Origin of the sequence: Sphingopyxis sp. JAI108, assembly GCF_013410105.1 — a bacterium.
Lineage (GTDB): Bacteria > Pseudomonadota > Alphaproteobacteria > Sphingomonadales > Sphingomonadaceae > Sphingopyxis > Sphingopyxis chilensis.
The window spans coordinates 410,113-435,450 of the sequence record NZ_JACCCJ010000001.1 but is presented as its reverse complement, the minus strand read 5'-3'; the positions used below and the strand labels follow the sequence as shown (position 1 = coordinate 435,450).

The window sequence follows — 25,338 nt, the reverse complement described above, 5'->3', positions numbered from 1 at the left end:
AAGCTCAGGGCGAACGGACTTTTAGGGCGAGCGGTTACTCGACGAACGCCGCGTTCACGGTGACGCCGTCGTCGGTCCACGCCGGTACCGCCTGCGCAGTCATCGGCACCATGAAGCGCACGGGCTTTTTGCCGGGCTCGGCCGACTTCTCGATTTCGAGGATGTCGCCCGCGCCGAAATTCTCGACCGCGGCGACATGGCCGATGGCTTGGCCGTCGGTCGACACGCACGGCAGCCCGAGCAGGTCGTGATGATAATATTCGCCCTCGCCCAAGGGCGGCAGTGCCGAGCGCGGGACGGTGAGCAAGGTGCCGCGCAGCGCCTCGGCGCCGCTGCGGTCGGTAACCTCGGCAAAGGTCGCGACCGCGCCCTGATTGGCGGGGCGCACCGACTTCAGGGTCAGCTTGCGCCCCCCTGCCTCAAAAACGGAAAAGGCGCGGAGAGCCTCCGCGCCTTCGCCGAACAATTTGAGACGCACCTCGCCCCGCACCCCATGCGCGCCGGCGATGGCGGCGAGGGTGACGGGGCGATTCGCGTCGGCCAAGGCTTAGCCTTCGGCCTTTTCTTCGCCAGCTTCTTCAGCAGGCGCGTCTTCGGCGTCGGGAGCCACCGGGCCGCCTTCGGCGACTTCCTCGGCGATCGCGGTCGCGTCTTCGGCGGTCGCATCGGCCGGGGTTTCGTCGGCGACGGCTTCGGCAACCGCTTCGGCGGTGTCTTCGCTCTTCACCGAACCGGTTGCGTCCGATTCAGCGGCGGCAGGAGCAGCGGCTTCTTCGGCCACGACGTCTTCAGCGGCAGCTTCTTCAGCCGGAGCCGCTTCTTCAGCAGCTTCGGGTTCCGGCGCCGGAGCGGCGGCAGCAGCGGCTGCGGCTTCTTCGGCTTCAGCCAGCTTCGCGGCCTTCTCCTCGGCGCGTTCCTTGGCCTTTTCGCCCGGGACCGCCTTGTTCGGGTTGTTGCGCGCGGCGCGTTCCTTGATGCCCGCGGCATCGAGGAAGCGGGCGACGCGGTCGCTCGGCTGCGCGCCGACCGAGAGCCAGTGCTTCGCGCGCTCGGTGTCGAGCTTCACGCGCTCGGGGCTGTCCTTGGCGAGCAGCGGGTTGTAGCTGCCGATACGCTCGATGAAGCGGCCGTCGCGCGGGCTGCGCGAATCGGCAACGACGATCTTGTAATAAGGACGCTTTTTAGAACCGCCGCGAGCGAGGCGTATGGAGGTAGCCATGATATTTTCCTTCAGAGTTTAACGTTTAAAGTCGGGTCAGATTATTTCTTTTTATTCATCAAATTAGCGAGCTCGGGCGGGATCGACCCGCCTCCACTGAGACCGGGGAGGCCACCACCGCCGCCCATTCCGCCCATTCCGCCCATTCCGGGGATGCCGCCGCCCTTGCCGAACAGCGCGCCAAGGCCCTTGAGCCCGCCCATCTTGCGGATCTTCTTCATCGCGCTGGACATTTCCTGGTGCATTTTCAGCACCTTGTTGACCTGCTGCACCGTGGTGCCCGATCCGTTGGCGATGCGGATCTTGCGTTTCGCGGTCAGAATTTCGGGCTTCGCGCGCTCCTTGGGGGTCATCGACCCCATGATCGCGTCGAAATGAACGAGCGTCTTGTCGTCGGCGCCGCTCTGCGCCGCGGCGACCTGCGCCTTTTTGAGGCCCGGGATCATCCCCGCGAGCGCACCGAGGCCGCCCATGCGGCGCATCTGGTTGAGCTGCGTGCGAAGATCGTTGAGGTCGAACTGGCCCTTGGCCATCTTCGCCGCCATCGCCTCGGCCTCTTCGGCCTGGATCGTTTCGGCGGCGCGCTCGACAAGGCTGACGACGTCGCCCATGCCGAGGATGCGGCCCGCGATACGCGACGGCTGGAACAGCTCGAGCCCGTCGAGTTTCTCGCCCGTGCCCGCGAACTTGATCGGCTTGCCGGTGACCGCGCGCATCGAGAGCGCGGCACCACCGCGCGCGTCACCGTCCATGCGGGTGAGGACGACGCCGGTGAGCGGCACCTGATCGGTGAAGCGCTGCGCGACCTGCACCGCGTCCTGACCGGTCAGGCTGTCGACGACGAGCAGGGTTTCGGCGGGATTGGCGGTGCGCGACACCGCCTGCATCTCGTCCATCAGCTGCTGGTCGACGTGGAGGCGGCCCGCGGTGTCGAGCATCAGCACGTCATAGCCCTGGAGCTTCGCGGCCTGCAGCGCGCGCTGCGCGATCTCGACCGGCTGCTGGCCGGCGACGATCGGGAGGGTCGCGACGTCGATCTGGGTGCCGAGGACGGCGAGCTGTTCCTGCGCGGCGGGGCGATTGACGTCGAGCGACGCCATCAGCACCTTCTTGCGCTCTTTTTCCTTGAGCCGCTTCGCGATCTTCGCGGTCGTCGTCGTCTTGCCCGAGCCCTGCAGGCCGACCATCATGATCACCGCGGGCGGGGTGACGGCAAGGTCGAGTTCGGCGGTTTCGGAGCCGAGCATTTCGGTCAGCGCATCGCTGACGATCTTGACGACCTGTTGCCCCGGGGTGACCGAACGCAGGACATTGGCGCCGATCGCGAGGTCCGTGACCTGATCGATAAAGCTGCGCACGACGGGCAGGGCGACGTCGGCTTCGAGCAAGGCGATTCGCACTTCGCGCATCGCGGCGCGCACGTCGGCCTCGGTCAGCGCACCGCGACCGCGGAGCTTCCCGAAAACATCGCCAAGCCGATTGCTCAAACTATCGAACACAGCCAAAATCCTTGCCTACGACGCCCGCAATGCAAAACACGCCGGTGAGCGAAACCTCGCCAACCAGCGGTATCCGTGGACAGTGTTTCCGTCGCGGATGTCGTGTCTGCCCGAACGCAAAATGCGCGCGGACGCGGCGGCCTTTACGCAAAAGCGGCGTCGAAGGCAAGCCGCGGCCGCCATACGCGCGCGAACGACACGGCGGTGGCACACTTAACCCAAATTTCACCGCTTCGCTCCATAAAGCCCGCAAGGGTGGGACAAATTCATATGACATCGACGCCGAAGCAATTCGACCGCAGTGAGGGCGCCAAACGCGACATCATCGCCGGCGGCATCGTCGTCGCAGCGATCCTGCTCTTCGTTGGCACGGGCAGCACCGTGATGCAGGCGGCGGTTCGCGCGCTGATCGGCATCGGCGGCGGGCCCGATCGCGCGCTCGCCACGGCGCTCGTGCTCAACATCGCGCTGATCCTGTTCGGCTGGCGCCGCTACAAGGATCTCAACCGCGAAATCATCGAACGCACCGAAGCCGAACAGCGCGCGCGCTACCTTGCCGACACCGATCCGCTGACCGGCTTCCTCAACCGCCGCGCGCTGCTCGCGACGGGACAGCGGCAGATCGCAAGCGCGATCGCCGAAAAGCGCCATGTGGCGCTGTTCCTGCTCGATCTCGATCATTTCAAGACGGTCAACGACATTCACGGTCACGCTGCGGGCGATCGCGTATTGCAGGTCGCCGCCGAACGCATCTCCGCCGTCTTGCCGCCCAATGCGACCAAGGCGCGGCTCGGCGGCGACGAATTCGTCGCGATGCTCGCCTTCGAACCCTCGGCACGCGCCGATATCGATGCGCTGGCCGCCGAACTCGTCATGGCGCTCGACAATGTTGTCGCGCATGACGCGCAGCAGATCCGGGTCGGGGCGTCGCTCGGCATATCGCTCGCCCATGAGGCGAGCATGACGATGGAAACGATGGTCCGCCAGGCCGACATCGCCATGTATCATTGCAAGGACGAGGGCCGGAACCGCTTTTGCTGGTTCGAGACCGGCATGGAGATGGCGGTGCAGGTTCGCAACCAGATCGAAACGGGCATTCGCGACGGCATGCCGCGCGGCGAGTTCGTCCCGCATTTCGAGCCGCAGGTCGATATCGCCAGCGGGCGGCTGATCGGCTTCGAGATGCTGATGCGCTGGGAATCGCCCGAATATGGCATGATCCCGCCCGAACGCTTCATCCCCGTGGCCGAGGAAAGCGGCCTGATCGGCGAATTGTCGTTGAAGGTGATCCGCGAAGCGATGGAGATCGCCAAGCGCTGGGACCCGTCGCTCATGCTTGCGGTCAATATCTCGCCGCAGCAGCTGAAGGATCCGTGGTTCAGCCAGAAGCTGACCAAGCTGCTCGTCGAAACGGGCTTCCCGGCCGCGCAGCTCGAGGTCGAGATCACCGAAAGCTCGCTGTTCGAGAATCTGCCGCTGGTGCGTTCGATCGTCACCAGCCTCAAGAATCAGGGCGTATCGCTCAGCCTCGACGATTTCGGCACCGGCTACAGCTCGCTGTCGCACCTCCGCGCGCTGCCCTTCGACCGGATCAAGATAGACCGCAGCTTCATCGCCGCGATGCGTGGCAGCCCCGATGCCCAAGCCATCGTCGTCGCGATCGTGCGGCTGGGCGAGAGCCTGGCGATGCCGATCACCGCCGAAGGCGTCGAGGATGAGGCGACCGCGATCGAACTGACGCGGCTCGGTTGCTCGAAAGGCCAAGGCTGGTATTTCGGCCGCGCCTCTTCGGCGGCCGACACCGAACGGCTGCTGGCCGACCGCGGCCTGCTCCGCGCGCCGATGGTGCCGCCCCTGGGGCCGGACACGCGCTCCGACACCAGCGACGCCGAACCGCTGCGCAAGTCGGCGTAACCCTCTTCCTTCCCCTCGATGGGGGAAGCAGCGAGACTTGCCAGCTTGCTGGCTTGGTCGCAGCGATGGGGGTGCGCCCTCGTCCTGAAGCGGCGGCGCGCGGACGCGCCGTCACCCCCATCCAGCTCCGCCCAATCGCTTCGCGATAAGGCTGCATATCCTTCCTCCATCAGGGGGAAGGCCCATATGGCTCGCTAGACTTCGCGGCCGCGCGCCCTTACATGCGCGGACTATGGCAGACCGCTTCACCAAGATGCACGGCCTGGGCAACGACTTTGTCGTGATCGACGCGCGCGCGCAGCCCGTCGAAATGACGCCGGCGCGCGCGCACGCGATCGCCGATCGCCGCCACGGCATCGGGTGCGACCAGCTGATCCTGCTCGAACCGTCGGCGAGCGCCGACGTAAAGATGCGCATCTTCAACGCCGATGGCGGCGAGGTCGAGGCGTGCGGCAATGCGACGCGCTGTGTCGCGACACTGATCGGCAAGCCCGCGGTGATCGAGACGCTGGGCGGCATGCTGCGCGTCACCCCGGCCGATGGCGGCGCCGAAGTCACGCTGGGCGAGCCCGTGTTCGACTGGGAGCATATCCCGCTCGCGATGCCGATGGACACGCGCGACATGCCCGTCGCGTGGGACGAACTGGAGCATGGCGCCGCGGTCAATGTCGGCAATCCGCATATCGTCTTTTTCGTGCCCGAAGCGGACGCCGTCGCGCTGGACGAATTGGGCCCGCGGATCGAGACCGACCCGCTGTTTCCCGAGCGCGTCAACGTCAATGTCGCGAGCCTCGACGGCGAGAATCAGTTGCAGCTGCGCGTGTGGGAACGCGGCGTCGGGCTGACGCAGGCCTGTGGGACCGGCGCGTGCGCGACCGCGGTCGCGGCGATCCGAGCGGGGCTGGTCCAGTCGCCGGTGACGGTATCGCTGCCCGGCGGCGACCTCGTGATCCGCTGGGCGCCGGGCGCGCCGATCGTGATGAGCGGCGCCGCGACGCGCGTCTATGAGGGCGAGACCGACTGGGCGCAGTTCGGATGAGCGCTTTCCTCGTCGACCGGCAGGAGGTCGTCAATTTCGGTTGCCGGCTGAACATCGCCGAGGGCGAGGCCATTCGGTCGGCCATCAAGGCCGCGGGTGCGCAGGGCACGATCGTCTTCAACAGCTGCGCGGTGACCGACGAGGCAGTGCGGCAGGCGCGGCAGGCGGTACGCCGCGCGCTGCGCGAGCGTCGGGGCGCCGAGGTCGTGGTGACCGGGTGCGCGGCGGAACTGGAAGCCGAGACTTTTGCCGAAATGGGCGCGCGGGTAGTGCGCAACGATGCCAAGGGGCTGACCGAGAGTTATCGTTCATCCTCTTCCCGGTTCCCCCGCGAAGGCGGGGGGCCATCTCCCGCCCGTGCCATTTCGAGCCCGCAGGAGATGGGTCCCCGCCTTCGCGGGGACACGGGACTTTCCTATACCCCAGCCCTCTCGGGAGCCGGCCACGCCCGTGCGTTTCTCGGCGTCCAGACCGGCTGCTCGCACAGCTGCACCTTCTGCGCGACGGTGCTGGCACGCGGCACCGCACGGTCGGCGAGCGTCGATGCGGCGGTTGCATCCGCACAAACCGCGCTGACACGCGGGCAGCGCGAGATCATCCTGACCGGGGTGGATCTGGCGAGCTATGGCGACGACAGCGGCACGACGCTCGCCGCGCTGGTCGAGGCCTTGCTGGCGCTGCCGGTCGAACGCCTCCGCCTCTCGTCGCTCGACCCCCATCGCATCGACGACGCACTGTTCGCGCTGCTAACAGAGGAGCCGCGCGTGATGCCGCACGTCCACCTGTCGCTGCAGGCGGGCGACGATATGGTGCTGACACGGATGAAGCGCCGCCACCGCCGCGCCGACGCCGTCGCACTGATCGAGCGATTGAAGGCCGCACGCCCCGACATCGCCATCGGCGCCGACCTGATCGCTGGCTTCCCCACCGAGGATGAGGCGATGTTCGCGAACTCGCTGGCGCTGATCGACGATTGCGACATCGTCTTCGGCCATATCTTTCCCTACAGCCCCCGCGCCGGGACGCCCGCCGCGCGGATGCCGCAGGTCGGGCGCGCGTTGGCGCGCGAGCGTGCCGCAATCCTGCGCGAGGCCAATGCGCGGCGGCGGCAGGACTGGCTCGATACGCAGATTGGCGGCACCGCATCGATGCTCGTCGAGCGCGACGGGGCGACGGGCCACGCCGAAAACTTCGCGTCGCTGGCGCTGGCCGCACCGGCGGCGCCGGGCACCCTCATCGACGTGCGCTTGATGGCGCGCGACGGCGACCGCATGATCGCCACACCAATCGAAGCAAAGGATATCGCGGCATGACAGGCCAAAGCTGGAGCGAACGGCTGCTCGGCGGCTTTCGCCGCACCTCTGAACGGCTCGGCGAAAATCTCGCGGGGCTGACCGGCAAGGCGCGGCTGGATGAGGAGGATCTCGACCGGATCGAGGAAGCGCTGATCACCGCCGACCTCGGCCCCGCGACGGCCGCGCGCATCCGCGACCGACTCGCCGCCCGCCGCGATGCGGTGGCAGGTGGAGTCGAGGAGCTGAGGAAGATCGTCGCCGACGAAATCGCCACGGTGCTGCGCCCCGTCGCCGAACCGCTCGACATCGACGCCTTTCCGCGACCGCAGGTCATCCTGGTGATCGGGGTCAACGGGTCGGGCAAGACCACGACGATCGCCAAGCTCGCGCACCTGTTCCAGGAACAGGATTATGGCGTGATGCTCGTCGCGGGCGACACCTTCCGCGCCGCCGCGATCGGGCAGCTCAAGGTCTGGGCCGAACGGCTCGGCGTGCCGATCATGGCGGGCCCCGAAGGCGGCGACAGCGCGGGCATCGTGTTCGATGCGGTGAAACAGGCGACCGCGACGGGGATCGACGTGCTGATCGTCGACACCGCCGGCCGCCTTCAGAACAAGCGCGAGCTGATGGACGAGCTTGCCAAGATCAAGCGCGTGCTCGGCCGCCTCAATCCCGCCGCGCCGCACGATGTCGTGCTCGTGCTCGACGCGACGACGGGGCAGAATGCGCTGGCGCAGATCGACGTGTTCCGCGAGGTCGCGGGCGTGACAGGCCTTGTCATGACCAAGCTCGACGGCACCGCGCGCGGCGGCGTGCTCGTGTCCGCGGCCGAGCGCCACGGGCTTCCGATCCACGCGATCGGCATCGGCGAAACCATCGACGACCTTCGCCCGTTCGATGCCGACGAGATTGCGGGCATCATTGCAGGAAATATCCGATGAGCGATCAGCTCGACCAGATCGACCAGCTTCCAGGCGGTCCTGAAACGGTCCCGCCGCCGCCGCCAGCGAAGCATGGCTGGCTCAACTTCGTGATCGATTTCGGGCCTTTGCTCGTCTTCTTCCTCGCCTATAAATTCGCTTCCGGAGGCGAAGGCGCGTTCGCCGCGACCACCGCCGCGATCAAGGGCACGATCGCCTTCATGGTCGCGATCATCATCGCGATGGCGGTGTCGAAATGGAAGCTCGGCAGGATTTCGCCGATGCTGTGGATGTCGAGCATCCTCGTCCTCGGCTTCGGCGCGCTCACCATCTGGTTCCACGATGAGCGCTTCATCGTGATGAAGCCGACGATCATCTATGGCACCTTTGCGGTGTTGTTGCTCGGCGGCTGGTGGTTCAAACGGCCGATGCTCAAATATCTGCTCCAATCGGCGCTCGAAGGGCTCACCGACCGCGGCTGGCTGCTCTTGTCGCGCAACTGGGGTCTGTTCTTTGCGGCGCTCGGCATCGCCAACCACGTGATGTACGAGATGATCCAGGCGAAGCAGATGAGCTTCGACCTGTGGCTGACGATCAAGGTCTGGGGCGTCACCGCCCTCTCCTTCCTCTTCACCTTCAGCCAGGTCCCGGTGATGCTGAAGAACGGTCTCGCCGTTCCCGAAGAAGTCGCGACCAACAAAAATTGATGCATTTCCTCCCCCGGCTGGCATAGCTGCGTCACCGGCTCCGGGTCGCACGCGGCGCCGCGATAAAAAGGGGGAACTGCCATGGACAAATTTTTCGGAAATCTGCACGCCGTACTGGGCACCGGTCTCGTGCTCGCGATCGTCCTGATGCTCTGCCTCAACGGCCAGAATTTCGAGGACGGGGTCGCCGCGGCCAACGCGGTCATGCGCTGGCTGCACACCTTCTTCGGCGTGCTGTGGATCGGCCTGCTCTATTATTTCAACTTCGTCCAGATGCCGACGATGCCGAAGATCCCGGCCGAATTGAAGCCCGCGGTCGGCAAGCATATCGCACCCGCCGCGCTGTTCTGGTTCCGCTGGGCGGCACTGGCCACCGTGCTGCTGGGGCTCGCGATCGCCGGCCACGCCAAATATCTCGCGCCCGCGCTCGGTCTTCAGGATCCCTACAAGCTGATCGGCGTCGGCATGTGGCTGGGGCTGATCATGGCGTTCAACGTCTGGTTCCTGATCTGGCCGAACCAGAAGAAGGCGCTGGGCATCGTCGAGGCCGACGATGCGACGAAAGCCAAAGCCGCGCGGACCGCGATGATATTTTCGCGGACCAACACCTTGCTGTCGATCCCGATGCTCTATGCAATGGTGAACTTCAGCTAAGTCGCCGCAACGGCAAATCGATAGAGGCGCTTCGGGAAACCGGAGCGCCTTTATCGTTTCCGTTCGTGTCGAGCGAAGTTGAGACACTCATCGACCTGACCCTGGCCCCGAGCGGCATCTCGACTTCGCTCGATGCGAACGGGTTTTGGTTTAGCCTTTTTCGATAGCCGCCTTGTGCATGCGGCCATTCATCACATAATGCGCGACGCCCATCTGCATGCCCGCCGCCTGCGCATCGTCGATCTCGCGCACGCGGCGCGCCGGGGCGCCGGCCCAGAGTTCGCGATCCGGAATTTCCTTATTCTCGGTCAGCAGCGCACCCGCGGCGAGCATCGCGTCGCTGCCGATCCGGCACCCGTTCATCACGGTCGCCTTCAATCCGACGAAAGCCCGGTCCGCCAGCGTGCAGCCGTGCACCATCGCCATATGGCCGATCAGCACATCCTCGCCGATGATCGTCGGAAAGCCTTCCGGCCGGTGCGGCATCGGGCCGTCGCAATGGACGATGCTGCCGTCCTGGATGTTCGATCGCGCGCCGACGACGATGTGGCTGACGTCGGCGCGCAGCACGCAATTATACCAGATGCTGACGTCGGGGCCGATGGTCACGTCGCCGATGATCCGGCATCCGGGCGCGATAAAGGCGCTGGGGTCGATCTGCGGCGTCTTTCCATTGACGCTGATAATGCTGACGTCGTTCATTCGTCGCGGCCTCCGATGATATTCTTCCAGATCAGGACCGGCAGCGTCGAGGCATAATCGTCGGTCCAGCGATCGAAATGCGCGCGCGCCTCGAGCGGCACCCAGGCGCCGTCCTCATAGCTATCCTTGCGCGGGCGGATGCCGCCGGTCAATTGCCCCATCCGTTCGGGCGTCGCGGTCAGCGCGACCCAGTTCGATCCGGTGAGATCGCCATATTCGTCGCCGATCGGGCCGGGGTCCATGCGGATCGCCGCGGTCCAGCCGCGCGCCTTCGCCTCCGCCGCGAGCACCGGTTCGAGCCCGAAGAAGCGGTTCGAGATGTGGATGAGCAATATGCCGTCGGGCTTCATCGCCCGCGCATAGATGCCGATCGCTTCCCTGGTCAGCAGGTGCAGCGGGATCGCGTCGGACGAGAATGCGTCGATGACGATCACGTCGAAGCGGCCCGCGGGCTGGTTGGCCAGCTGAAGCCGCGCATCGCCGATGACGATCGGCGTGTCGCCCGCGCAATCGGACAGGAAGGTGAATTTCGACGGATCGCGCGCGATATCGACCATCACCGGGTCGATCTCGAAAATCGTCCAATGCTGGCCGGGCCTGCGATAGCAAGCGAGCGTCCCGGCGCCGAGCCCGACAATGCCGATCGACGCGTTCGGTCCCGCGAGCGCTTCGGCCTTGTTCAGCGTCAACCCGACCCCCGATTGAGGTCCATAATAGGTCGTCGGGTCGCGCCGATGCGCGGCGTCGGTGCGCTGGAGGCCGTGGAGCGTCGTCCCGTGCGCGAGGCGCCGCTGGTTCGACTGGGGATAATCGGTGACGGTATAGACGCCGAAATAGCTGCGGACGCGCGCGCCGGTGAAGCTTTCCTGGATCGTGTCCCAGCCGCCGACGCCGATCATCAGCAGCGCGAGCACCGGCACGAAGGCCCAGCGCCAGCCGATCACGAGCATGCCGATCACGAAGATGGCGACGCCCCAAGCGGTCACCGCCTCGTCGAGCCGGCCGGTCCAGTCACCCACCATATGCCAGGCGCCGAAAGCGGCGATCGCGACGAGCAGCACCGCGACGGCGCGCGCGGTCTTCGCCTGCAGTCCCAGCCATTTGTCCCACGGGAAGAGCGCGGGGAGCGGGATCAGCATCGCGGCGGCGAGAATCAGCAGCGGATGTTCATAAACCCAGTCGAAGATCAGCGGCGCGAACAGGGCGGCGAACAGCCCGCCGAGCACGCCGCCCGCCGACATGATCAGGTAAAAGAGTGTCAGATGCTGCGCCGCCGGACGGAGATGATAGAGATAACCGTGGAGCGCGACCGCGACGATGAAGAGCATCGCGAGGCTGGCCAGCGCGACCATCATCGACCCGCCCCCCGAACTCAGCAGCCCGAGCCCGCCGACCGCGAGCAGCACGACCGGCGCAAGCAGCGTGATGATCTGCGTCAGCCGCGTGAAGGTCGAGAAGGCGATGACGAAGCTCAGGAGGTAGAGGCCGAGCGGCAGCACCCAGAGCAGGGGCATCGCGACGATATCGGTGGTGAGGTGCGTCGTCGTCGACAGCATCAGCCCCGACGGGACGGCCGCGATCAACAGCCAGTGGAGCTGGCGCCGCAGCGTCGGACGCGGCTCGTCGGTGACCGCCGCATGGGCTTCGGCGCTGCCATGCCGTCGCGCCGCCGCCGCGCCCGCGACGAGCAGCACGAGCAGCGCATAGCCCGCCGTCCATCCCCAGCTTTGCGCGGCGAGCGGCATCGTCGGTTCGACGAACGCGGGATAGCTGATGAGGCCCGCGAAGCTGCCGAGGTTCGACGCGGCATAGAGATAATAGGGATCGCCCGCACGGGGATCGGCGGCGAACCAGCGCTGCATCAGCGGCGCCTGCGCCGACACGACGAAGAAGACGGGGCCGATCGAGGCGAGCAGGAGCAGCGGCACCCACAGCGCCTCCTGCCCCGGCCCCGGCGGTGCGATCTGCGCGATGCCGATCGGGAGCCACAACGCCGCGACAAGGAAGAGCGCAAGGTGGATGATCGCCTGCCGCCGCACGGTGAACCGCCCGAGCCAATGCGCATAGGCATAGCCGCCCAGCAGCAGCGCCTGATAGACGAGCATCGCGCTGTTCCACACCGCGGGCGCCCCGCCCAATTTGGGCAGTACCATCCGCGCGACCATCGGCTGCACGAGGAAGAGCAGGAAGCTGCCGACGAGGATCGTCAGCACGAACAGCCAGCGGCGCGGCGAAGACGAACGGATCACGCGATCATGCGCCCAGCAGCCGCGCCGCATGGAGCGCATGATAGCTGAGCACGCCCGACGCACCCGCGCGGCGGAAGGCAAGCAGGGTTTCGAGGACGAGTGCGTCGCGGTCGCCCGCACCGGCGGCGGCCGCGGCCTCGATCATCGCATATTCGCCCGACACCTGATAGGCGTAGACGGGTACCGCGAAATTGTCCTTCACCGCACGCACGATGTCGAGATAGGGCAGCCCCGGTTTCACCATCACGCTGTCGGCACCCTCGGCGAGGTCCTGTGCGACTTCGCGCAAGGCTTCTTCGCTGTTGGCCGGGTCCATCTGATATGTTTTCTTGTCGCCCTTGAGCAGCCCGCGCGAGCCCACGGCGTCGCGGAACGGGCCATAGAAGGCCGACGCATATTTGGCGGCGTAGCTCATGATCTGGACATGACCGAAGCCCTCGGCCTCCAGCGCCTGCCGGATCGCGCCGATGCGGCCGTCCATCATATCGCTGGGCGCGATGATGTCGGCGCCCGCGCGCGCCTGGTTGAGCGCCTGCCCGACGAGTATCCCGACCGTCTCGTCGTTGAGGACATAGCCGCTCGCATCGATCAGCCCGTCCTGCCCGTGGCTGGTATAAGGATCGAGCGCGACGTCGGTGAGGATGCCGATATCGTCGCCAAGCGCCTGCTTGATCGCGGCGGTGGCGCGGCACATGAGGTTGTCGGGATTGAGCGCCTCGCCGCCATCCTCGCTGCGCCGGTCGGCCTGCGTATAGGGAAAGAGCGCGAGGCACGGGATGCCCGCCGCGACCGCGTCCCGCGCGCGCTCGACGAGCAGGTCGACCGACCAGCGCGACACGCCCGGCAGGCTCGCGATCGGCTCCTCGGCGCCCGTGCCGTCGCAGACGAAGAGCGGCCAGATGAGGTTCGCGGGCGAAAGATGCGTTTCGCGCACCATCGCGCGGCTCCAGCCGGTGCGGCGGGCGCGGCGCAGGCGCAGGTCGGGGAAAGCGGCGTGGGTCATGCGGGGTGCATAGCGGCGCCGGGCCGCGGGGCAAATGGATATTGCCGCTTTAAGCGGTCAGATCCCCTCGCCCGCCCGCTTCGACGCGACGTCGGCGAGGCTGCCGAGTTTTGGCCCTTCGACCTGTTTCGGGGCGATCGGGGTCAGCGCGGCGCCCGGCGCAACCGCGGTCAGTTCGCGGATGCGCGCGCGGAAATCGGCGAGGGCCTTGCCCTCGAGCAGCGCGCGGGTGACGAAGGTCACCGACGACGGATTGACCGCGCGCCCGTTGCGATAGAGCTCGTAATGGAGGTGCGGCCCGGTCGAAAGGCCGGTCGAGCCGATATAGCCGATCACCTGCCCGCGATTGACGCGCTGCCCGGCGCGCACCGCGATGCGACTCATATGGCCGTAACCGGTGCCGAGGCCATTGCCATGATTGAGCTTCACATAATTGCCGAAGCCGCCGTGGCGCCCGGCGATCGTCACGACGCCGTCGGTCACCGCATAGATGGGCGCGCCATAGCCGCCGCCGAAATCCATGCCGCTGTGCATGCGCTTGTAGCCGAGGATCGGATGACGGCGCATACCGAAGGTCGAGGTGACGCGCCCGCGTGTCGGCCGCGTCATGCCGCCGCGCTGTTCGCCGACGCCCGACGCCTCGAACCATTGGGTGCGGCCGTCGGCGTTCCATTCGAGCATCGACAGTTTCGGTTTTCCGCCGCGGATCAGCCCGGCGTAAAGCAGCTTGCCCGTCTCGCTCTCACCCGTTTCGGCGCGGCGATAGTCGACGATGATGTCGAACTCGTCGCCGCTGCGAATATCGCGGCTGACCGAAATCTGGCGGCCGATGACGCGCAGGTAGGACTGGATCGCCTCCGGCGGCGCCCCGGCGGCGCGCGCCGAGCGATAGAGGCTGTCGCCGACCCGCCCACGAATGCGCAGCGGGGTCGCATCGACCGCGATCGGGATGCGCCGCATGACGAGCTGGCCGCCGATACGCTCCATTTCGATGCGCAGGTCAAAACGCGCGCGCATCGCGAGCGCCTCGACCGGGCGCGGCATGGTGCGCGCGGCGCGGCGGCCGAGGATCAGGTCGATTCGCGTGCCGGGCGCGATGTCGGCCAGCGGGACCGCGCCCGACACCCGGTTCGCGAGCGCCTGCGCCTCGCCGCTGCCGACGCCCGAGCGTTCGAGCAGCCGCGCGAAGCTGTCGCCGCGCCCCAATGTGGCGGTGAGTTCGATCTGCGGCCGTTCGGGGGTCTGGGTCAGCGGGCGGACCGCGTCGGTCGCCGCCATATGGCGTCCGGTGTCGCCGCCAAAGGCCAGCGGCACGATCATCTGCGCGCGCGCTTCGTTGAAACCGGCCGTATCGAGCGCGGGCGCCCCGACCGCGAGCGGCTGCACGCCCGGGAAGGTTGCGATCGCGGTTCCGCAAAGCAGGGTCAATGTCGCGAGGCCGCGCCACCATTCGGCCGAGCCGATATTGCTGCCAAGGTCGGGAACGAGGTCGAGCTCGGCCAGCCGGTCGCGCCAGCCGAGCTGCGGCTCGGCGCCCAAATCGGCCCGCGGCCGCGGGACCGCTTGCGACATCGTGAGGGCGGCCGCGTTGCCGGACATCCCCGCGATGGGTTCGTGACGCTGGAACAAATTGCAACCCCCGCTCGGCGGACGGGCCCTCACCCGGTCGCCGAATGATGTTTTCGAAGCATTGTCTGTAAAGAAAGACCGTTAAAGTCAATTTAATGGCGGATTCGCGAGCTTGCATTGCGACAAGGCGTGGCGGGGTCGGGATATTATGCGAGCCGGGTTGAAAAATGCGGGTCCGCCGCGCCATTGCGACGATCCCCTGTTGCGCGGCGGCAGCACCCATGCCAGCTTGGCGGACAAGAAAATGACCTCTTCCTCTTCCCAGCCGGTCAAGGCTGTCCTTGGCCCCACCAACACCGGCAAAACCCATTTGGCGGTCGAGCGCCTGACCGCCCGGTCGAGCGGCATGATCGGCTTTCCGCTGCGCCTGCTCGCGCGCGAGGTTTATGACCGCGTCGTCGCGATCAAGGGCGCGGGACAGGTCGGCCTCGTCACCGGCGAAGAACGGATCATGCCGCCCGATGCACGCTATCTGCTCGGCACGATGGAAGCGCTGCCGGTGACGCGCGACGTCGCCTTCGTCGGCATCGACGAAGCGCAACTCGGCGCCGACCCCGAGCGCGGCCATGTCTTCACCGACCGGCTGCTCCGTGCGCGCGGGCGCGAGGAAACGATGATCCTGGGGTCGGCAAGCATCAAGAGCCTCGTTCGCGCGCTCGTCCCCGAGGCCGAGATCATCACCCGGCCGCGCTTTTCGACCTTGAGCTATGCGGGATCGTCGAAGCTGTCGCGCCTGCCCAAACGGTCCGCGATCGTCGCCTTTTCGGCCGAGGAGGTTTACGCGATCGCCGAAATGCTCCGCCGCTTCTCGGGCGGCGCGGCGGTGGTGATGGGCGCGCTCAGCCCCAAGACGCGCAATTCCCAGGTCGCGATGTTCGAGGCGGGCGAGGTCGATTATCTGGTCGCGACCGACGCGATCGGCATGGGACTCAACCTCGACGTCCAGCATGTCGCCTTTGCATCCTTGCAGAAATTCGACGGGCGGCGCCTGCGACGCCTGACGATTGCGGAAATGGCGCAGATCGCCGGCCGCGCCGGGCGCCACCAGCAGGACGGCAGCTTCGGGACGGTCGGCCTGCCGCAGGGCGGCTTCACGCCCGAGGAAATCGCAGCGATCGAGGGGCATCATTTCCCGCCGCTGCCCAATCTCTTCTGGCGCAATCCGACGCCGCGCTTCGACACGCTCGACCGGCTGATCGCCGACCTCGCCCAGCCGCCATCGCAGCCGATGCTGCGCCCGGCGCCCGAGGCGGTCGACATCGCCGTGCTCAAGCATCTCGCGGGCGACATGGAGGTCCGGATGCGCGCTGACGAGCCCGAAGCGGTCGAACGGCTCTGGGATGTGTGCGGCCTTCCCGATTTCGAGCAACTCGGCGCCGAACATCACAGCCGCACCGTGCTCAAGCTGTGGCAATGGCGCACGCGCGGCGACGGGATGGTCGATCCCGACTGGTTCGCGCGGCGGCTCGCGCGCTTCGACGATATCGAAGGCGACATCGACCAGCTTGCGAGCCGCATCGCCGCGGTCCGCACGCTCTGCTTCATCGCGCAGCGCGGCGACTGGATCGCTGGCGGCGCGGGCTGGACCGAAGCGACGCAGGCGCTCGAATCACGCCTCTCCGATGCGCTCCACGCCGCACTGGCGCAGCGCTTCGTCGACCGGCGGCTCGCGCTGCTGTTGCGCGACGCCGGACAGCGGGGCGCCGCGCTGCCGGTGGCGGTCGGCGCCGACGGCACCGTCGCCGTCGATGGCGAGGCGATCGGCACGCTCAAGGGCTTCCAGTTCAAGGTCGATCCCGTCGCCAAGGCGAGCGACCACCGCATGCTGCTCGCGGCGGCCGAAAAGCATCTGCGCGCCGAACTCGCGCGGCGCGCGACCGCGCTTGCCGAAGGCGACGACAGCGCGCTGTCGCTCGTCGCCGATCCCGGCACCGCGCCGCGGCTCGCCTGGCACGGCCATGTCATCGCGACGCTCGCCCGCGGGCCGACGCTCGTCCAGCCCGCGATCCAGCTCGATCCCTCGCTTCGACGCCTCGACCCGCAGCAGGTTCAGGCGATCGCCGAGCGGCTGCAGCGCTTCGTCGCCGGGCAGCTCGCGCGCCACGCCGCGCCGCTCGCCGCCATGGGCGAGGCGGCGGGCGACCTGTTCACGCCGCCGCGCGTCCGCGCGCTGCTTGCCGCGCTCACCGACAACAGCGGCACGATCGCCCGCGCGGCGGTCGAGGACCAGTTGAACGCCCTGACACCCGAGGAGCGCCCGCAGCTGCGCAAGCTCGGCTTCACCATCGGCTCGCTCGATATTTTCCACCCGCTCCTGCTCAAGCCCGAAGCGGTGCGCTGGCGCGCGGCGCTGATCGCGTCGCAGCAGGGAAGCCCCGTGCCCGCACTGCCGCCGCACGGCGCGGTGTTGCAGAAGAGCGGCAATCACGCCGCGCTGACGATCGCGGGCTTCCGCCGCTGCGCCTCGGGCTGGCTGCGCATCGACATGGCCGAAAAACTGGCGCGCCAGGCACACGCCGCCCGGATGCAGGCGGCGGCGCCGCCGACCGCGCCCATCGCCCGCGCCGCCGAACATCATCACGACGATGCAGGTGCAACCGACGAGCATGAAGGCGTCGCCGCCACCCCCCCGCCCGGCTTCGTGATCGATCCCGCGCTCGCGACCTCGCTGGGGCTCGACGAAGAGACGCGCCGCGCGCTGCTCGGCAGCTTCGGCTTCCGCAGCGTCGGCGAACCGGCGCTGCAACGCTGGCGCTGGTCGGGCTTGCGCAAGGCCGCCGACAAGCGCCCGCGCCGCAAGAAGGATCGCAAGGGCAGCGACACCGCGCCGCGCGCTGCGGCCAATGGCGCCGCTCGCCGGCCGCCGGCCAACCCGGAAAAGGGCAAGCGCGGTAAGCCGGGCAAACCCCGCCCCGACACCGGGCGGCCACCGCGAACCGAGCGCCGCGGTCCGTCGCCGAACAGCCCGTTCGCGGGCCTCGCCGCGCTGCTCGCGGACGCGCGCAAGGACTGACGCGCTCATGGCGAGCCCTGGCGCCGCAGGCAGTATCCGGCTCGACAAGCTGCTGTGGTTCCTGCGCTTCGCGCGCTCGCGCAGCGTCGCGCAGGCAATGGTCGAAGCGGGGCATATCCGGCTCGACGGGCGGCGCGTGACGCGCTCGTCGTGCGCGGTCCATGCCGGCGCGACGCTGGTGCTGCCGGTCGGCGAACGCATCGAGGTGATCCGCCTCCTGTCGCTGCCACTCCGCCGCGGTCCGGCGCCCGAGGCGCAGGCCTGCTATCGGCGGCTCGACCCCGCCGCAGCGCCATCGGCTATCGGCGCCGATGGAAATGCTTTGCACGCAAAGGACGGCGATCGTCCTAATCAATGAGAGTGATTCGCAACTGTCGCTTAGCGTTGACGCACCGCCTTCACGCGGCATAGAGGCGAGCCATTGGAGAGTATGGCGGCCCGATTGCCGTCACTTGAGGGAGCCGAAAGCCCATGACCTATGTCGTCACCGATGCCTGCGTCCGGTGCAAATATATGGACTGCGTCGAGGTGTGCCCCGTCGACTGTTTCTATGAGGGCGAGAATATGCTCGTCATCAATCCGAACGAATGCATCGACTGCGGCGTATGCGAACCCGAATGCCCCGCCGAGGCGATCCTGCCCGACACCGAGAGCGGGCTTGAAAAGTGGCTCGAGGTGAACAGCAAGTTCAGCGCCGAATGGCCGAACATCACGGTCAAAAAGGAAACCCCCGCCGACGCCGACGAATATAAGGGCGTCGAGAACAAGTTCGAGACGCTCTTCTCGCCCAATCCGGGCGAGGGCGACTAACCCCGCATAGAACAATCCAGTCGGGGCGGGACTTTCCCGCCCCTTCTTTTTGCCCCCTTGAAAGAGGCCCGTTTGGCGACGATGTAGGACGGCGAAGGGGCCAGCCCGCCGGTTCTCGGCAGGGCGCTTCTATAACGAAGGACGAATTCCCAATGATCGACCCGCTCGCCGCCCTTGTTCCCGTCGTCGTCGAACAGACGAGCCGCGGCGAACGCAGCTTCGACATTTTCTCCCGCCTGCTGCGCGAACGGATCGTCTTCGTCACCGGCGAGGTCGAAGACCAGATGGCCTCGCTGATCGTCGCCCAGCTGCTCTTCCTCGAATCGGAAAATCCGAAGAAGGACATCTATATGTACATCAACTCGCCGGGCGGCGTCGTTACGGCGGGCATGGCGATCCACGACACGATGCAATATATCCGCCCGCGCGTCGGCACGGTGTGCATTGGTCAGGCGGCTTCGATGGGCAGCTTCCTGCTCGCCGCCGGCGAGCCCGGCATGCGCGTCGCGCTCACCAATGCCCGCGTCATGGTCCACCAGCCGTCGGGCGGCGCGCGCGGCATGGCGTCGGACATCGAGATCCAGGCCAAGGAAATCCTGCGCATCCGCAAGCGGATGAACGACCTTTATGTGAAATATACCGGCAAGTCGCTGAAAGAGATCGAAAAGGCGATGGACCGCGACACCTTCCTCGAAGCCGACGAGGCGAAGGAATTCGGCCTTGTCGATCATGTCTACGACCGTCGTCCGGGCCTGCCCGGCGACGATGCGCCGAAGGATGTGAGCGAGGGTCCGACGCCCTGATTCGGCAGGTTACGGCGCCTGCCCGCTCCCCTTCCCGGCTCCCGACATGCCTTCCTGCGGGAGGCTGGAGGGGAGAGCGGGCCGGCGCCGCCGACCAACGAAAAAGCCCCCGGTAACCGCGTTTCTTGACACCTGCTTTGCGCTGTGGCGCTACGCGGGACATTGAACCGATGTCACCCAATTGCCATATTGTAATTGGGTGACCGGGGGCTAGGATAAGAGAGGCGACGCCCCTTTTTGGGCCGCCATAGGATGATATATGACCAAATTGAGTGGCTCGGACAGCAAGAGCACCCTTTACTGCTCCTTCTGCGGCAAGTCGCAGCACGAAGTCCGCAAGCTGATTGCCGGGCCGACTGTTTTCATCTGCGACGAATGCGTCGAGCTTTGCAACGACATCATCCGCGAAGAAATCAAGGGCGGGATCGCCGCACGCAAGGACGGCGCGGTGCCGACGCCGCTGGAAATCTGCCAGCACCTCGATTCCTATGTGATCGGCCAGAACACCGCCAAGCGCGTGCTGTCGGTCGCCGTCCACAACCATTACAAGCGCCTCGCCAACTCGGGTCGCGGCGACGATGTCGAACTGGCAAAGTCGAACATCCTGCTCGTCGGCCCGACCGGCAGCGGCAAGACCTTGCTCGCGCAGACGCTCGCGCGTTTCCTCGACGTGCCCTTCACCATGGCCGACGCGACGACGCTGACCGAAGCGGGCTATGTCGGCGAGGATGTCGAGAACATCATTTTGAAGCTGCTGCAGGCCAGCGACTATAATGTCGAAAAGGCGCAGCGCGGGATCGTCTATATCGACGAAATCGACAAGATCAGCCGCAAGGCCGAGAATCCCTCGATCACCCGCGACGTGTCGGGCGAAGGCGTGCAGCAGGCGCTGCTCAAGCTGATGGAAGGCACGACCGCTAGCGTCCCGCCGCAGGGCGGCCGCAAGCATCCGCAGCAGGAATTCCTGCAGGTCGACACGACGAACATCCTGTTCATCGCGGGCGGCGCGTTCAGCGGCCTCGAAAAGATCATCGGCGACCGCCTGCAGGGCAAGTCGATCGGTTTCGGCGCGCATGTCGCCGGCCCCGACGAACGCCGCTCGGGCGAGGTGTTGAAGCAGGTCGAGCCGGAGGATCTGCTCAAGTTCGGCCTGATTCCCGAATTCGTCGGCCGCCTGCCGGTCATCGCGACGCTCGAGGATCTCGACGTCGATGCGCTGGTCAAGATCCTGGGCGAGCCCAAGAACGCGCTGGTCAAGCAGTATAAGAAGCTGTTCGATCTGGAGGAGGTCGCGCTGACCTTCACCGACGATGCGCTGGTCGCGGTCGCCAAGAAAGCGATCGAACGCAAGACCGGCGCACGCGGGCTGCGCTCGATCGTCGAGGCGATCCTGCTCGACACGATGTTCGACCTGCCCGACCTGACCGACGTGGTCGAGATCGTCGTCGACAAGGATGTCGTCGAGGGCCGCAAGGACCCCGTGCGCGTCTATGCCGACAAGGCGAAAGAAGCGGCCGGCGACGCCGCCTGAGTCGCACATGGGGCGCCCTTCGGGGCGCCCTTTTATGTTGCATTGCAGCAACAGTTTCCGGAAAAAACGCGCGCCTGCCTGTGGATAAAATCGGGCGCGCGACGGAAATTCGTGGTTTTTTGCTCTCCGCCCAAGGCGCGCACGCGTCCCCGCTTGCACTGTCACAATTGCTGTCACAATCGTGCCACATGCGGGCTTCAGGGGCGCTCGCAGGTCTTGGCGCGCCCCGGTTTGCGCGCCTGCCGAACGCACCACCAAAGGGGACATCCTGAAATGAAATTCCGTCACACGCTCGCCGCCAGCGTCGCGCTGATTCCGGTCGCGCTGCTTTCCACGCCGGCTTTTGCCCAGTCGACCGGCTCGGTCGACTTCGACGACGAGATCGTCGTTACCGGCTCGACCGCGCGCGACGTCGCCGGCATCCAGTCGCCCGACACGTCGAAGGCGAAGTCGGTCCTGGGCCAGGAAGTCATCGCCCGCCAGAACCCCGGCCAGACCATTCTCGACACGATCAACCTCGTTCCGGGCGTCGTCTTCACCAACAATGACGCCTATGGTTCGTCGGGCGGCCAGCTGACCATCCGCGGCTTTTCGGCCGACCGCATCAGCCTGACCTTCGACGGCGTGCCGCTCAACGATTCGGGCAACTATGCCATTTACTCGAACCAGCAGCTCGACCCCGAGCTGATCGAACAGGTCAACGTCAACCTCGGCTCGACCGATGTCGACAGCCCGACCGCCGCCGCCACGGGTTCGACCGTCAATTATCGCACGATGGTTCCGACCGAAGAATTCGGCGTCAACCTGTCTGGCTCGGCGGGCGAGTTTAAATTCTTCCGCATCTTCGGCCTCGTGAACACCGGCACCTTCACGCCGTGGGGCACGCGCGCTTTCCTCTCGGCCTCGACCGCGTCGAACGACAATCCGTTCAACAATTATGGCCGCGTCCGCAAGAAGCAGTTCAACGGCCGCATCTATCAGCCGATCGGCGCCGATGGCGACTTCGTCTCGGTCGCGGGTCACTATAACGAAAATCGCAACAACTTCTTCGGTTCGGTGTCGCTGCGCAACGACCGTGACGTTCCCTCGGGCTTCCCGCAGTCGAGCGACGACCGCGAATATGACATCAACTATCCGTGCAACACGACCGCGACGGTCACGCCGGGTGAAGCCGATGCGGCTTCGTCGTGCGGCACCGAATTCGATCGCCGCTACAACCCCTCGAACACGGGCAACATCCGCGGCGCGTCGAAGTTCACGCTGAGCGAAGGCATCACGCTGACCGTCGACCCCAGCTACCAATATGTGAAGGCTAACGGCGGCGGCACCGTCAACGCCCGCGAACGCCTGCAGGGCGGCCTTTCGGGCTATATCGGCGGACGTCCCTATTTCGGCATGGACCTGAATGGCGACGGCGACCTGCTCGACGAAGTCGCCATGCTGGCACCGAGCCAGACGCAGACGCACCGCTATGGCGTGATCGCAAACCTGCGCTGGGACATCACCGAGGGCCACACCGTCCGCATCGGTTACACCTATGACCGCGCGCGTCACCGCCAGACCGGCCAGGTCGGGCTGCTCCAGTTCAACGGCGAACCATTCGACGTCTTCCCGGTCAACGATCCGCAGACCGACGTCAGCGGCGCCGTGCTGCAGAAGCGCGATCGCCTGTCCTACGCGATGCTCAACCAGGTGTCGGGCGAATATCGCGGCGAATTCCTCGACGGCACCCTCGTCACGACGCTCGGTCTGCGCGCGCCCTTCTTCAAGCGCGACCTGAACAATTATTGCTTCACGACCAGCGATTCGGGCTTCGTCGACTGCTTCGGCAAGGACGACCCGCGCAACGCCGCATATGCGGCCGCCAACCCGACCAACTCGGACGGATCGGTGCGTCAGGGTCCGCAGCAGCGCGTCCTGAAATATGACGACATCCTCCCGAACGTCGGCCTGCTCTTCAAGCCGAGCAACCAGATGTCGGTCTTCGCCAACTATTCGAAGGGGCTGCAGGTTCCGGGCACCGACGCGCTCTATAACGCCTTCTTCTTCGAAGCCGACACGGCGTCGGCGCTTCCGAAAGCGGAAACCTCGGACAATTTCGACCTGGGCTTCCGCTATCGCAGCGGCAAGATCCAGGCGCAGCTGTCGGGCTGGTTCACCAAGTATAACGATCGTCTTGCCTCGGCCTATGACCCGGTCACCGAGCGCAACGTCTATCGCAACCTCGGCCGCGTCGACAAATATGGCGTCGACGGCAGCATCGCGTTCCAGCCGATTCCCGAACTCGCCCTCTACGCCTTCGGCTCGTGGATGAAGTCGGAAATCAAGGACGATGTCCAGTCGGGCACCTGCGATGCCGATGACATTGCCGACGACGTCCCGGGCTGCTCGGCGGTGGGCGATCCCATCTTCACGCCGACCAAGGGCAAGCGCGAAGCCGGTGCCCCCGAATATACCTTCGGCGCATCGGCGCGCGGGACGCTGGGTCCGGTCGAGCTGGGCATCACCGCGAAGCGTACCGGCGGCCGTTTCATCTACGACACCAATGTTCCGGTCGTGGCGAGCGGCGTCGAAGTCTATTCGGCGAAGACCAATGCCTACTGGCTGGTCAACCTCGATGCTCGCCTGAGCCTCGAATTCCTCGGCCTGAACGACAAGACCTTCTTCCAGCTGAACGTCTACAACCTGTTCGACGAACTCTATGTCGGCAGCTACACGAGCTCGCTGGCGCAGGGAACCTCGTCGCCGCCGTTCGCCCAGATCGGCGCACCGCGCACGGTCAGCGGCACGCTTTCGGTCGCTTTCTAAGCGATACCGAAGGACCGAAAATCGGGCGCGGGAGGCAACTCCCGCGCCCTTTTTTGTTGGATGGCGACCAATTGCGGACGTCCTTCTCTCCTCCCGCTTGCGGGAGGGGAAATCATTTCATGACCTCACCGACGGCTCCCCACCCCAAAGCCGTCGCCGGCGAGAGCGGCGCATCAGCCCGCGGCGATGCGGCGGGCGGTTTCTTGGACGAGTGCGATCATATTCGGCACGCCCTGCGTGCGGTTCGACGATAGCTGGCGCGTGAGGTCGAAGGGCGCGAGCGCCGCAGCGACGTCCATCGCCGCAACCTCGGCGGCGGGCTTGTCCTGCACTGCGGCGAGGACGAGCGCGACGATGCCCTTGGTGATCGCGGCATTGCTGTCGGCAAGGAAATGGAGCCGGCCATCGTCCTGCGGCACCGGATAGACCCAGACGCTCGCCGAACAACCGCGCACCAGCGTCGCGTCGGTCTTGAGCGCATCGGGCATCGGCTCCAGTTCGCGGCCGAGCTCGATCAGCAGGCGATAGCGATCGTCGCCGTCGAGAAAATCATATTCTTCGAAGATGTCGTCGAGGCTGCGCATGGCGGCGCCCCTCGCATGTTTGGCCGAAAGTTGGAAGGCCCTGAAACGACATCGGCCCGCTCCCCTGTCAGCCGCCGGACGGAAGGCGACTGACAGGGGAGCGGGCCGGTGCCGCGCGGTTCTGGCTGGATTAGAGGTCGACCCCCGCCGCGATCGCTTCCAATTTGCGCAGCCGTTCCTTGAGGTCGGCGATCTCGATCCGCGACCCGGCGTTCGGGACGCCATGGTCCTGCGGCGCCGGGGCGTGCCCCGCGGCCAGCTCCTCACGCTTGAGCTGGATCCAGTCGCGCCAGCCGCGCAGCGCGACGAGGCTGACGATGCTCAGCGCGGTGAGCGCGACCGCCGCGGCAGTGAAGTCGGGAGTGATGAAAGCCATGAGCGTTGCTCCTTTTCCGGCGTTCAGATCTTGCTGCTGTCGCGCAGCTTCTCGATTTCCTGGTCGAGCGTGACGGCGCGATTATTGTCGGTGGCGATGCGTTCGAGCACCTGGATGCGGTCCTTGAGTGCGCGGATCTCGGCCTGCAGCGCCTTGGTCTCGCCGTCGTTGCCGGCGACATAATCATGACCGTGGCGGTCGCGGCGGATGCCGTGCTTGGCGCGGATGATGCTGCCGACCGTCACGATGAGGACGATGCCGATGACCATTTCAAACGGGCCCATGGGGAGGTTCCTTTCCTGTTTCTCTTATCGTTGCGTCAGTTGAGCGGAGCGTCGCGCAGCTTTTCGATCTCGTCGGCGACATCAATTCCCTTGTCGGTAACGATGCGCTCGAGCACGCGGACGCGGGCCTCGAGCCGTTCGGTGTGCGCCGCATATTGGGCCGCCTTTTCCGCCGTCTCGTTGGTGATCGCCTTGAACTGCCGTTCCTTGAACTTCAGGTGGCGCTCATAGGCGGCGTAGCCGATACCGAGCGTCACGGGCAGTCCGACGACGATCAGGAGGATGACGATGGCTTCCAT

The 25,338-nt window shown here is 66.3% G+C and carries 22 protein-coding genes and 1 pseudogene; 12 read left to right on the top strand and 11 right to left on the bottom strand.

All coding sequences use genetic code 11. The features are described from left to right. Positions 1-34: 34 nt before the first annotated feature. From rimM to ffh, 3 genes and pseudogenes are all read right to left on the bottom strand, one after another. The gene (gene rimM / locus HDC29_RS02045; protein ID WP_179493884.1) at positions 35-544 is read right to left on the bottom strand and encodes a ribosome maturation factor RimM; all 510 of its coding nucleotides are present in this window, start codon (positions 542-544) and stop codon (positions 35-37) included. Positions 545-757: 213 nt separating this feature from the next. Beyond that, positions 758-1,219, bottom strand: a pseudogene (gene rpsP / locus HDC29_RS02040) (30S ribosomal protein S16); the annotation flags it as partial. 41 nt (positions 1,220-1,260) lie between these two features. After that, positions 1,261-2,718, bottom strand: coding sequence for a signal recognition particle protein (ffh, locus tag HDC29_RS02035; protein WP_179493880.1), 1,458 nt, complete (start codon positions 2,716-2,718; stop codon positions 1,261-1,263). 270 nt (positions 2,719-2,988) lie between these two features. On the opposite strand from ffh, the gene HDC29_RS02030 reads away from it, so the two are divergent. The 6 genes from HDC29_RS02030 (at position 2,989) to HDC29_RS02005 (ending at position 9,247) form a co-directional block, all read left to right on the top strand. Continuing rightward, positions 2,989-4,632 carry a bifunctional diguanylate cyclase/phosphodiesterase gene (locus HDC29_RS02030; RefSeq protein WP_179493878.1) on the top strand — a complete coding sequence of 548 codons (1,644 nt, stop codon included), beginning with the start codon at positions 2,989-2,991 and terminating at the stop codon, positions 4,630-4,632. A 232-nt stretch (positions 4,633-4,864) separates the two neighbouring features. After that, positions 4,865-5,671, top strand: a complete 807-nt coding sequence (dapF, locus tag HDC29_RS02025; protein WP_179493876.1) for a diaminopimelate epimerase — start codon at positions 4,865-4,867, stop codon at positions 5,669-5,671. Further along, complete coding sequence (locus HDC29_RS02020; protein WP_179493874.1) at positions 5,668-6,984, top strand: MiaB/RimO family radical SAM methylthiotransferase; 1,317 nt, start codon at positions 5,668-5,670, stop codon at positions 6,982-6,984. Before dapF ends, HDC29_RS02020 begins: the two co-directional genes overlap by 4 nt. After that, the gene (ftsY, locus tag HDC29_RS02015; protein WP_179493872.1) at positions 6,981-7,907 is read left to right on the top strand and encodes a signal recognition particle-docking protein FtsY; all 927 of its coding nucleotides are present in this window, start codon (positions 6,981-6,983) and stop codon (positions 7,905-7,907) included. Before HDC29_RS02020 ends, ftsY begins: the two co-directional genes overlap by 4 nt. After that, on the top strand, positions 7,904-8,593 hold the full coding sequence (locus HDC29_RS02010; RefSeq protein ID WP_179493870.1) for an inner membrane-spanning protein YciB: 690 nt from the start codon (positions 7,904-7,906) through the stop codon (positions 8,591-8,593). The genes ftsY and HDC29_RS02010 overlap by 4 nt, the downstream gene beginning before the upstream one ends. 81 nt (positions 8,594-8,674) lie before the next feature. Beyond that, positions 8,675-9,247, top strand: a complete 573-nt coding sequence (locus HDC29_RS02005) for a urate hydroxylase PuuD (RefSeq protein WP_179493868.1) — start codon at positions 8,675-8,677, stop codon at positions 9,245-9,247. 150 nt (positions 9,248-9,397) lie between these two features. On the opposite strand, the gene HDC29_RS02000 is transcribed toward HDC29_RS02005, so the two are convergent. From HDC29_RS02000 to HDC29_RS01985, 4 genes are read right to left on the bottom strand one after another with little or no spacing between them, the layout of a single operon-like run. Further along, entirely contained in the window at positions 9,398-9,949 is a 552-nt protein-coding gene (locus HDC29_RS02000) for a gamma carbonic anhydrase family protein (protein WP_179493866.1), read from the bottom strand. Next, on the bottom strand, positions 9,946-12,198 hold the full coding sequence (locus HDC29_RS01995; RefSeq protein ID WP_373562743.1) for a fused MFS/spermidine synthase: 2,253 nt from the start codon (positions 12,196-12,198) through the stop codon (positions 9,946-9,948). Before HDC29_RS01995 ends, HDC29_RS02000 begins: the two co-directional genes overlap by 4 nt. Positions 12,199-12,202: 4 nt before the next feature. Then, positions 12,203-13,201 (bottom strand): porphobilinogen synthase, encoded by a 999-nt coding sequence (gene hemB / locus HDC29_RS01990; RefSeq protein ID WP_179493864.1) that lies wholly within the window; start codon positions 13,199-13,201, stop codon positions 12,203-12,205. A gap of 57 nt (positions 13,202-13,258) precedes the next feature. Beyond that, complete coding sequence (locus HDC29_RS01985; protein ID WP_179497147.1) at positions 13,259-14,800, bottom strand: M23 family metallopeptidase; 1,542 nt, start codon at positions 14,798-14,800, stop codon at positions 13,259-13,261. Positions 14,801-15,074: 274 nt separating this feature from the next. Here HDC29_RS01985 and HDC29_RS01980 point away from each other — a divergent pair, with 274 nt between their 5' ends. The 6 genes from HDC29_RS01980 (at position 15,075) to HDC29_RS01955 (ending at position 23,795) form a co-directional block, all read left to right on the top strand. After that, positions 15,075-17,843: a helicase-related protein gene (locus HDC29_RS01980; RefSeq protein WP_179493862.1), complete on the top strand. Its 2,769-nt coding sequence runs from the start codon at positions 15,075-15,077 to the stop codon at positions 17,841-17,843. A 7-nt stretch (positions 17,844-17,850) separates the two neighbouring features. Further along, positions 17,851-18,201, top strand: a complete 351-nt coding sequence (locus tag HDC29_RS01975) for an RNA-binding S4 domain-containing protein (RefSeq protein ID WP_179493860.1) — start codon at positions 17,851-17,853, stop codon at positions 18,199-18,201. 113 nt (positions 18,202-18,314) lie between these two features. After that, positions 18,315-18,653: a ferredoxin FdxA gene (gene fdxA / locus HDC29_RS01970; RefSeq protein WP_179493858.1), complete on the top strand. Its 339-nt coding sequence runs from the start codon at positions 18,315-18,317 to the stop codon at positions 18,651-18,653. A 152-nt stretch (positions 18,654-18,805) separates the two neighbouring features. Continuing rightward, positions 18,806-19,456, top strand: coding sequence for an ATP-dependent Clp endopeptidase proteolytic subunit ClpP (gene clpP, locus HDC29_RS01965; RefSeq protein ID WP_179493856.1), 651 nt, complete (start codon positions 18,806-18,808; stop codon positions 19,454-19,456). Between the two features lie 259 nt (positions 19,457-19,715). Then, positions 19,716-20,987, top strand: a complete 1,272-nt coding sequence (gene clpX, locus HDC29_RS01960; protein WP_179493854.1) for an ATP-dependent Clp protease ATP-binding subunit ClpX — start codon at positions 19,716-19,718, stop codon at positions 20,985-20,987. A gap of 273 nt (positions 20,988-21,260) precedes the next feature. Continuing rightward, positions 21,261-23,795: a TonB-dependent receptor gene (locus tag HDC29_RS01955; RefSeq protein WP_179493852.1), complete on the top strand. Its 2,535-nt coding sequence runs from the start codon at positions 21,261-21,263 to the stop codon at positions 23,793-23,795. Positions 23,796-23,968: 173 nt separating this feature from the next. Here the strand turns inward: HDC29_RS01955 and HDC29_RS01950 are convergent, their stop codons facing one another. From HDC29_RS01950 to HDC29_RS01935, 4 genes are all read right to left on the bottom strand, one after another. Continuing rightward, entirely contained in the window at positions 23,969-24,379 is a 411-nt protein-coding gene (locus tag HDC29_RS01950; protein ID WP_179493850.1) for a SufE family protein, read from the bottom strand. A gap of 130 nt (positions 24,380-24,509) precedes the next feature. After that, positions 24,510-24,755, bottom strand: a complete 246-nt coding sequence (locus HDC29_RS01945) for a hypothetical protein (protein ID WP_179493848.1) — start codon at positions 24,753-24,755, stop codon at positions 24,510-24,512. A 23-nt stretch (positions 24,756-24,778) separates the two neighbouring features. Continuing rightward, on the bottom strand, positions 24,779-25,039 hold the full coding sequence (locus HDC29_RS01940) for a hypothetical protein (RefSeq protein ID WP_179493846.1): 261 nt from the start codon (positions 25,037-25,039) through the stop codon (positions 24,779-24,781). A 35-nt stretch (positions 25,040-25,074) separates the two neighbouring features. Beyond that, the gene (locus tag HDC29_RS01935; RefSeq protein ID WP_037554916.1) at positions 25,075-25,338 is read right to left on the bottom strand and encodes a hypothetical protein; all 264 of its coding nucleotides are present in this window, start codon (positions 25,336-25,338) and stop codon (positions 25,075-25,077) included.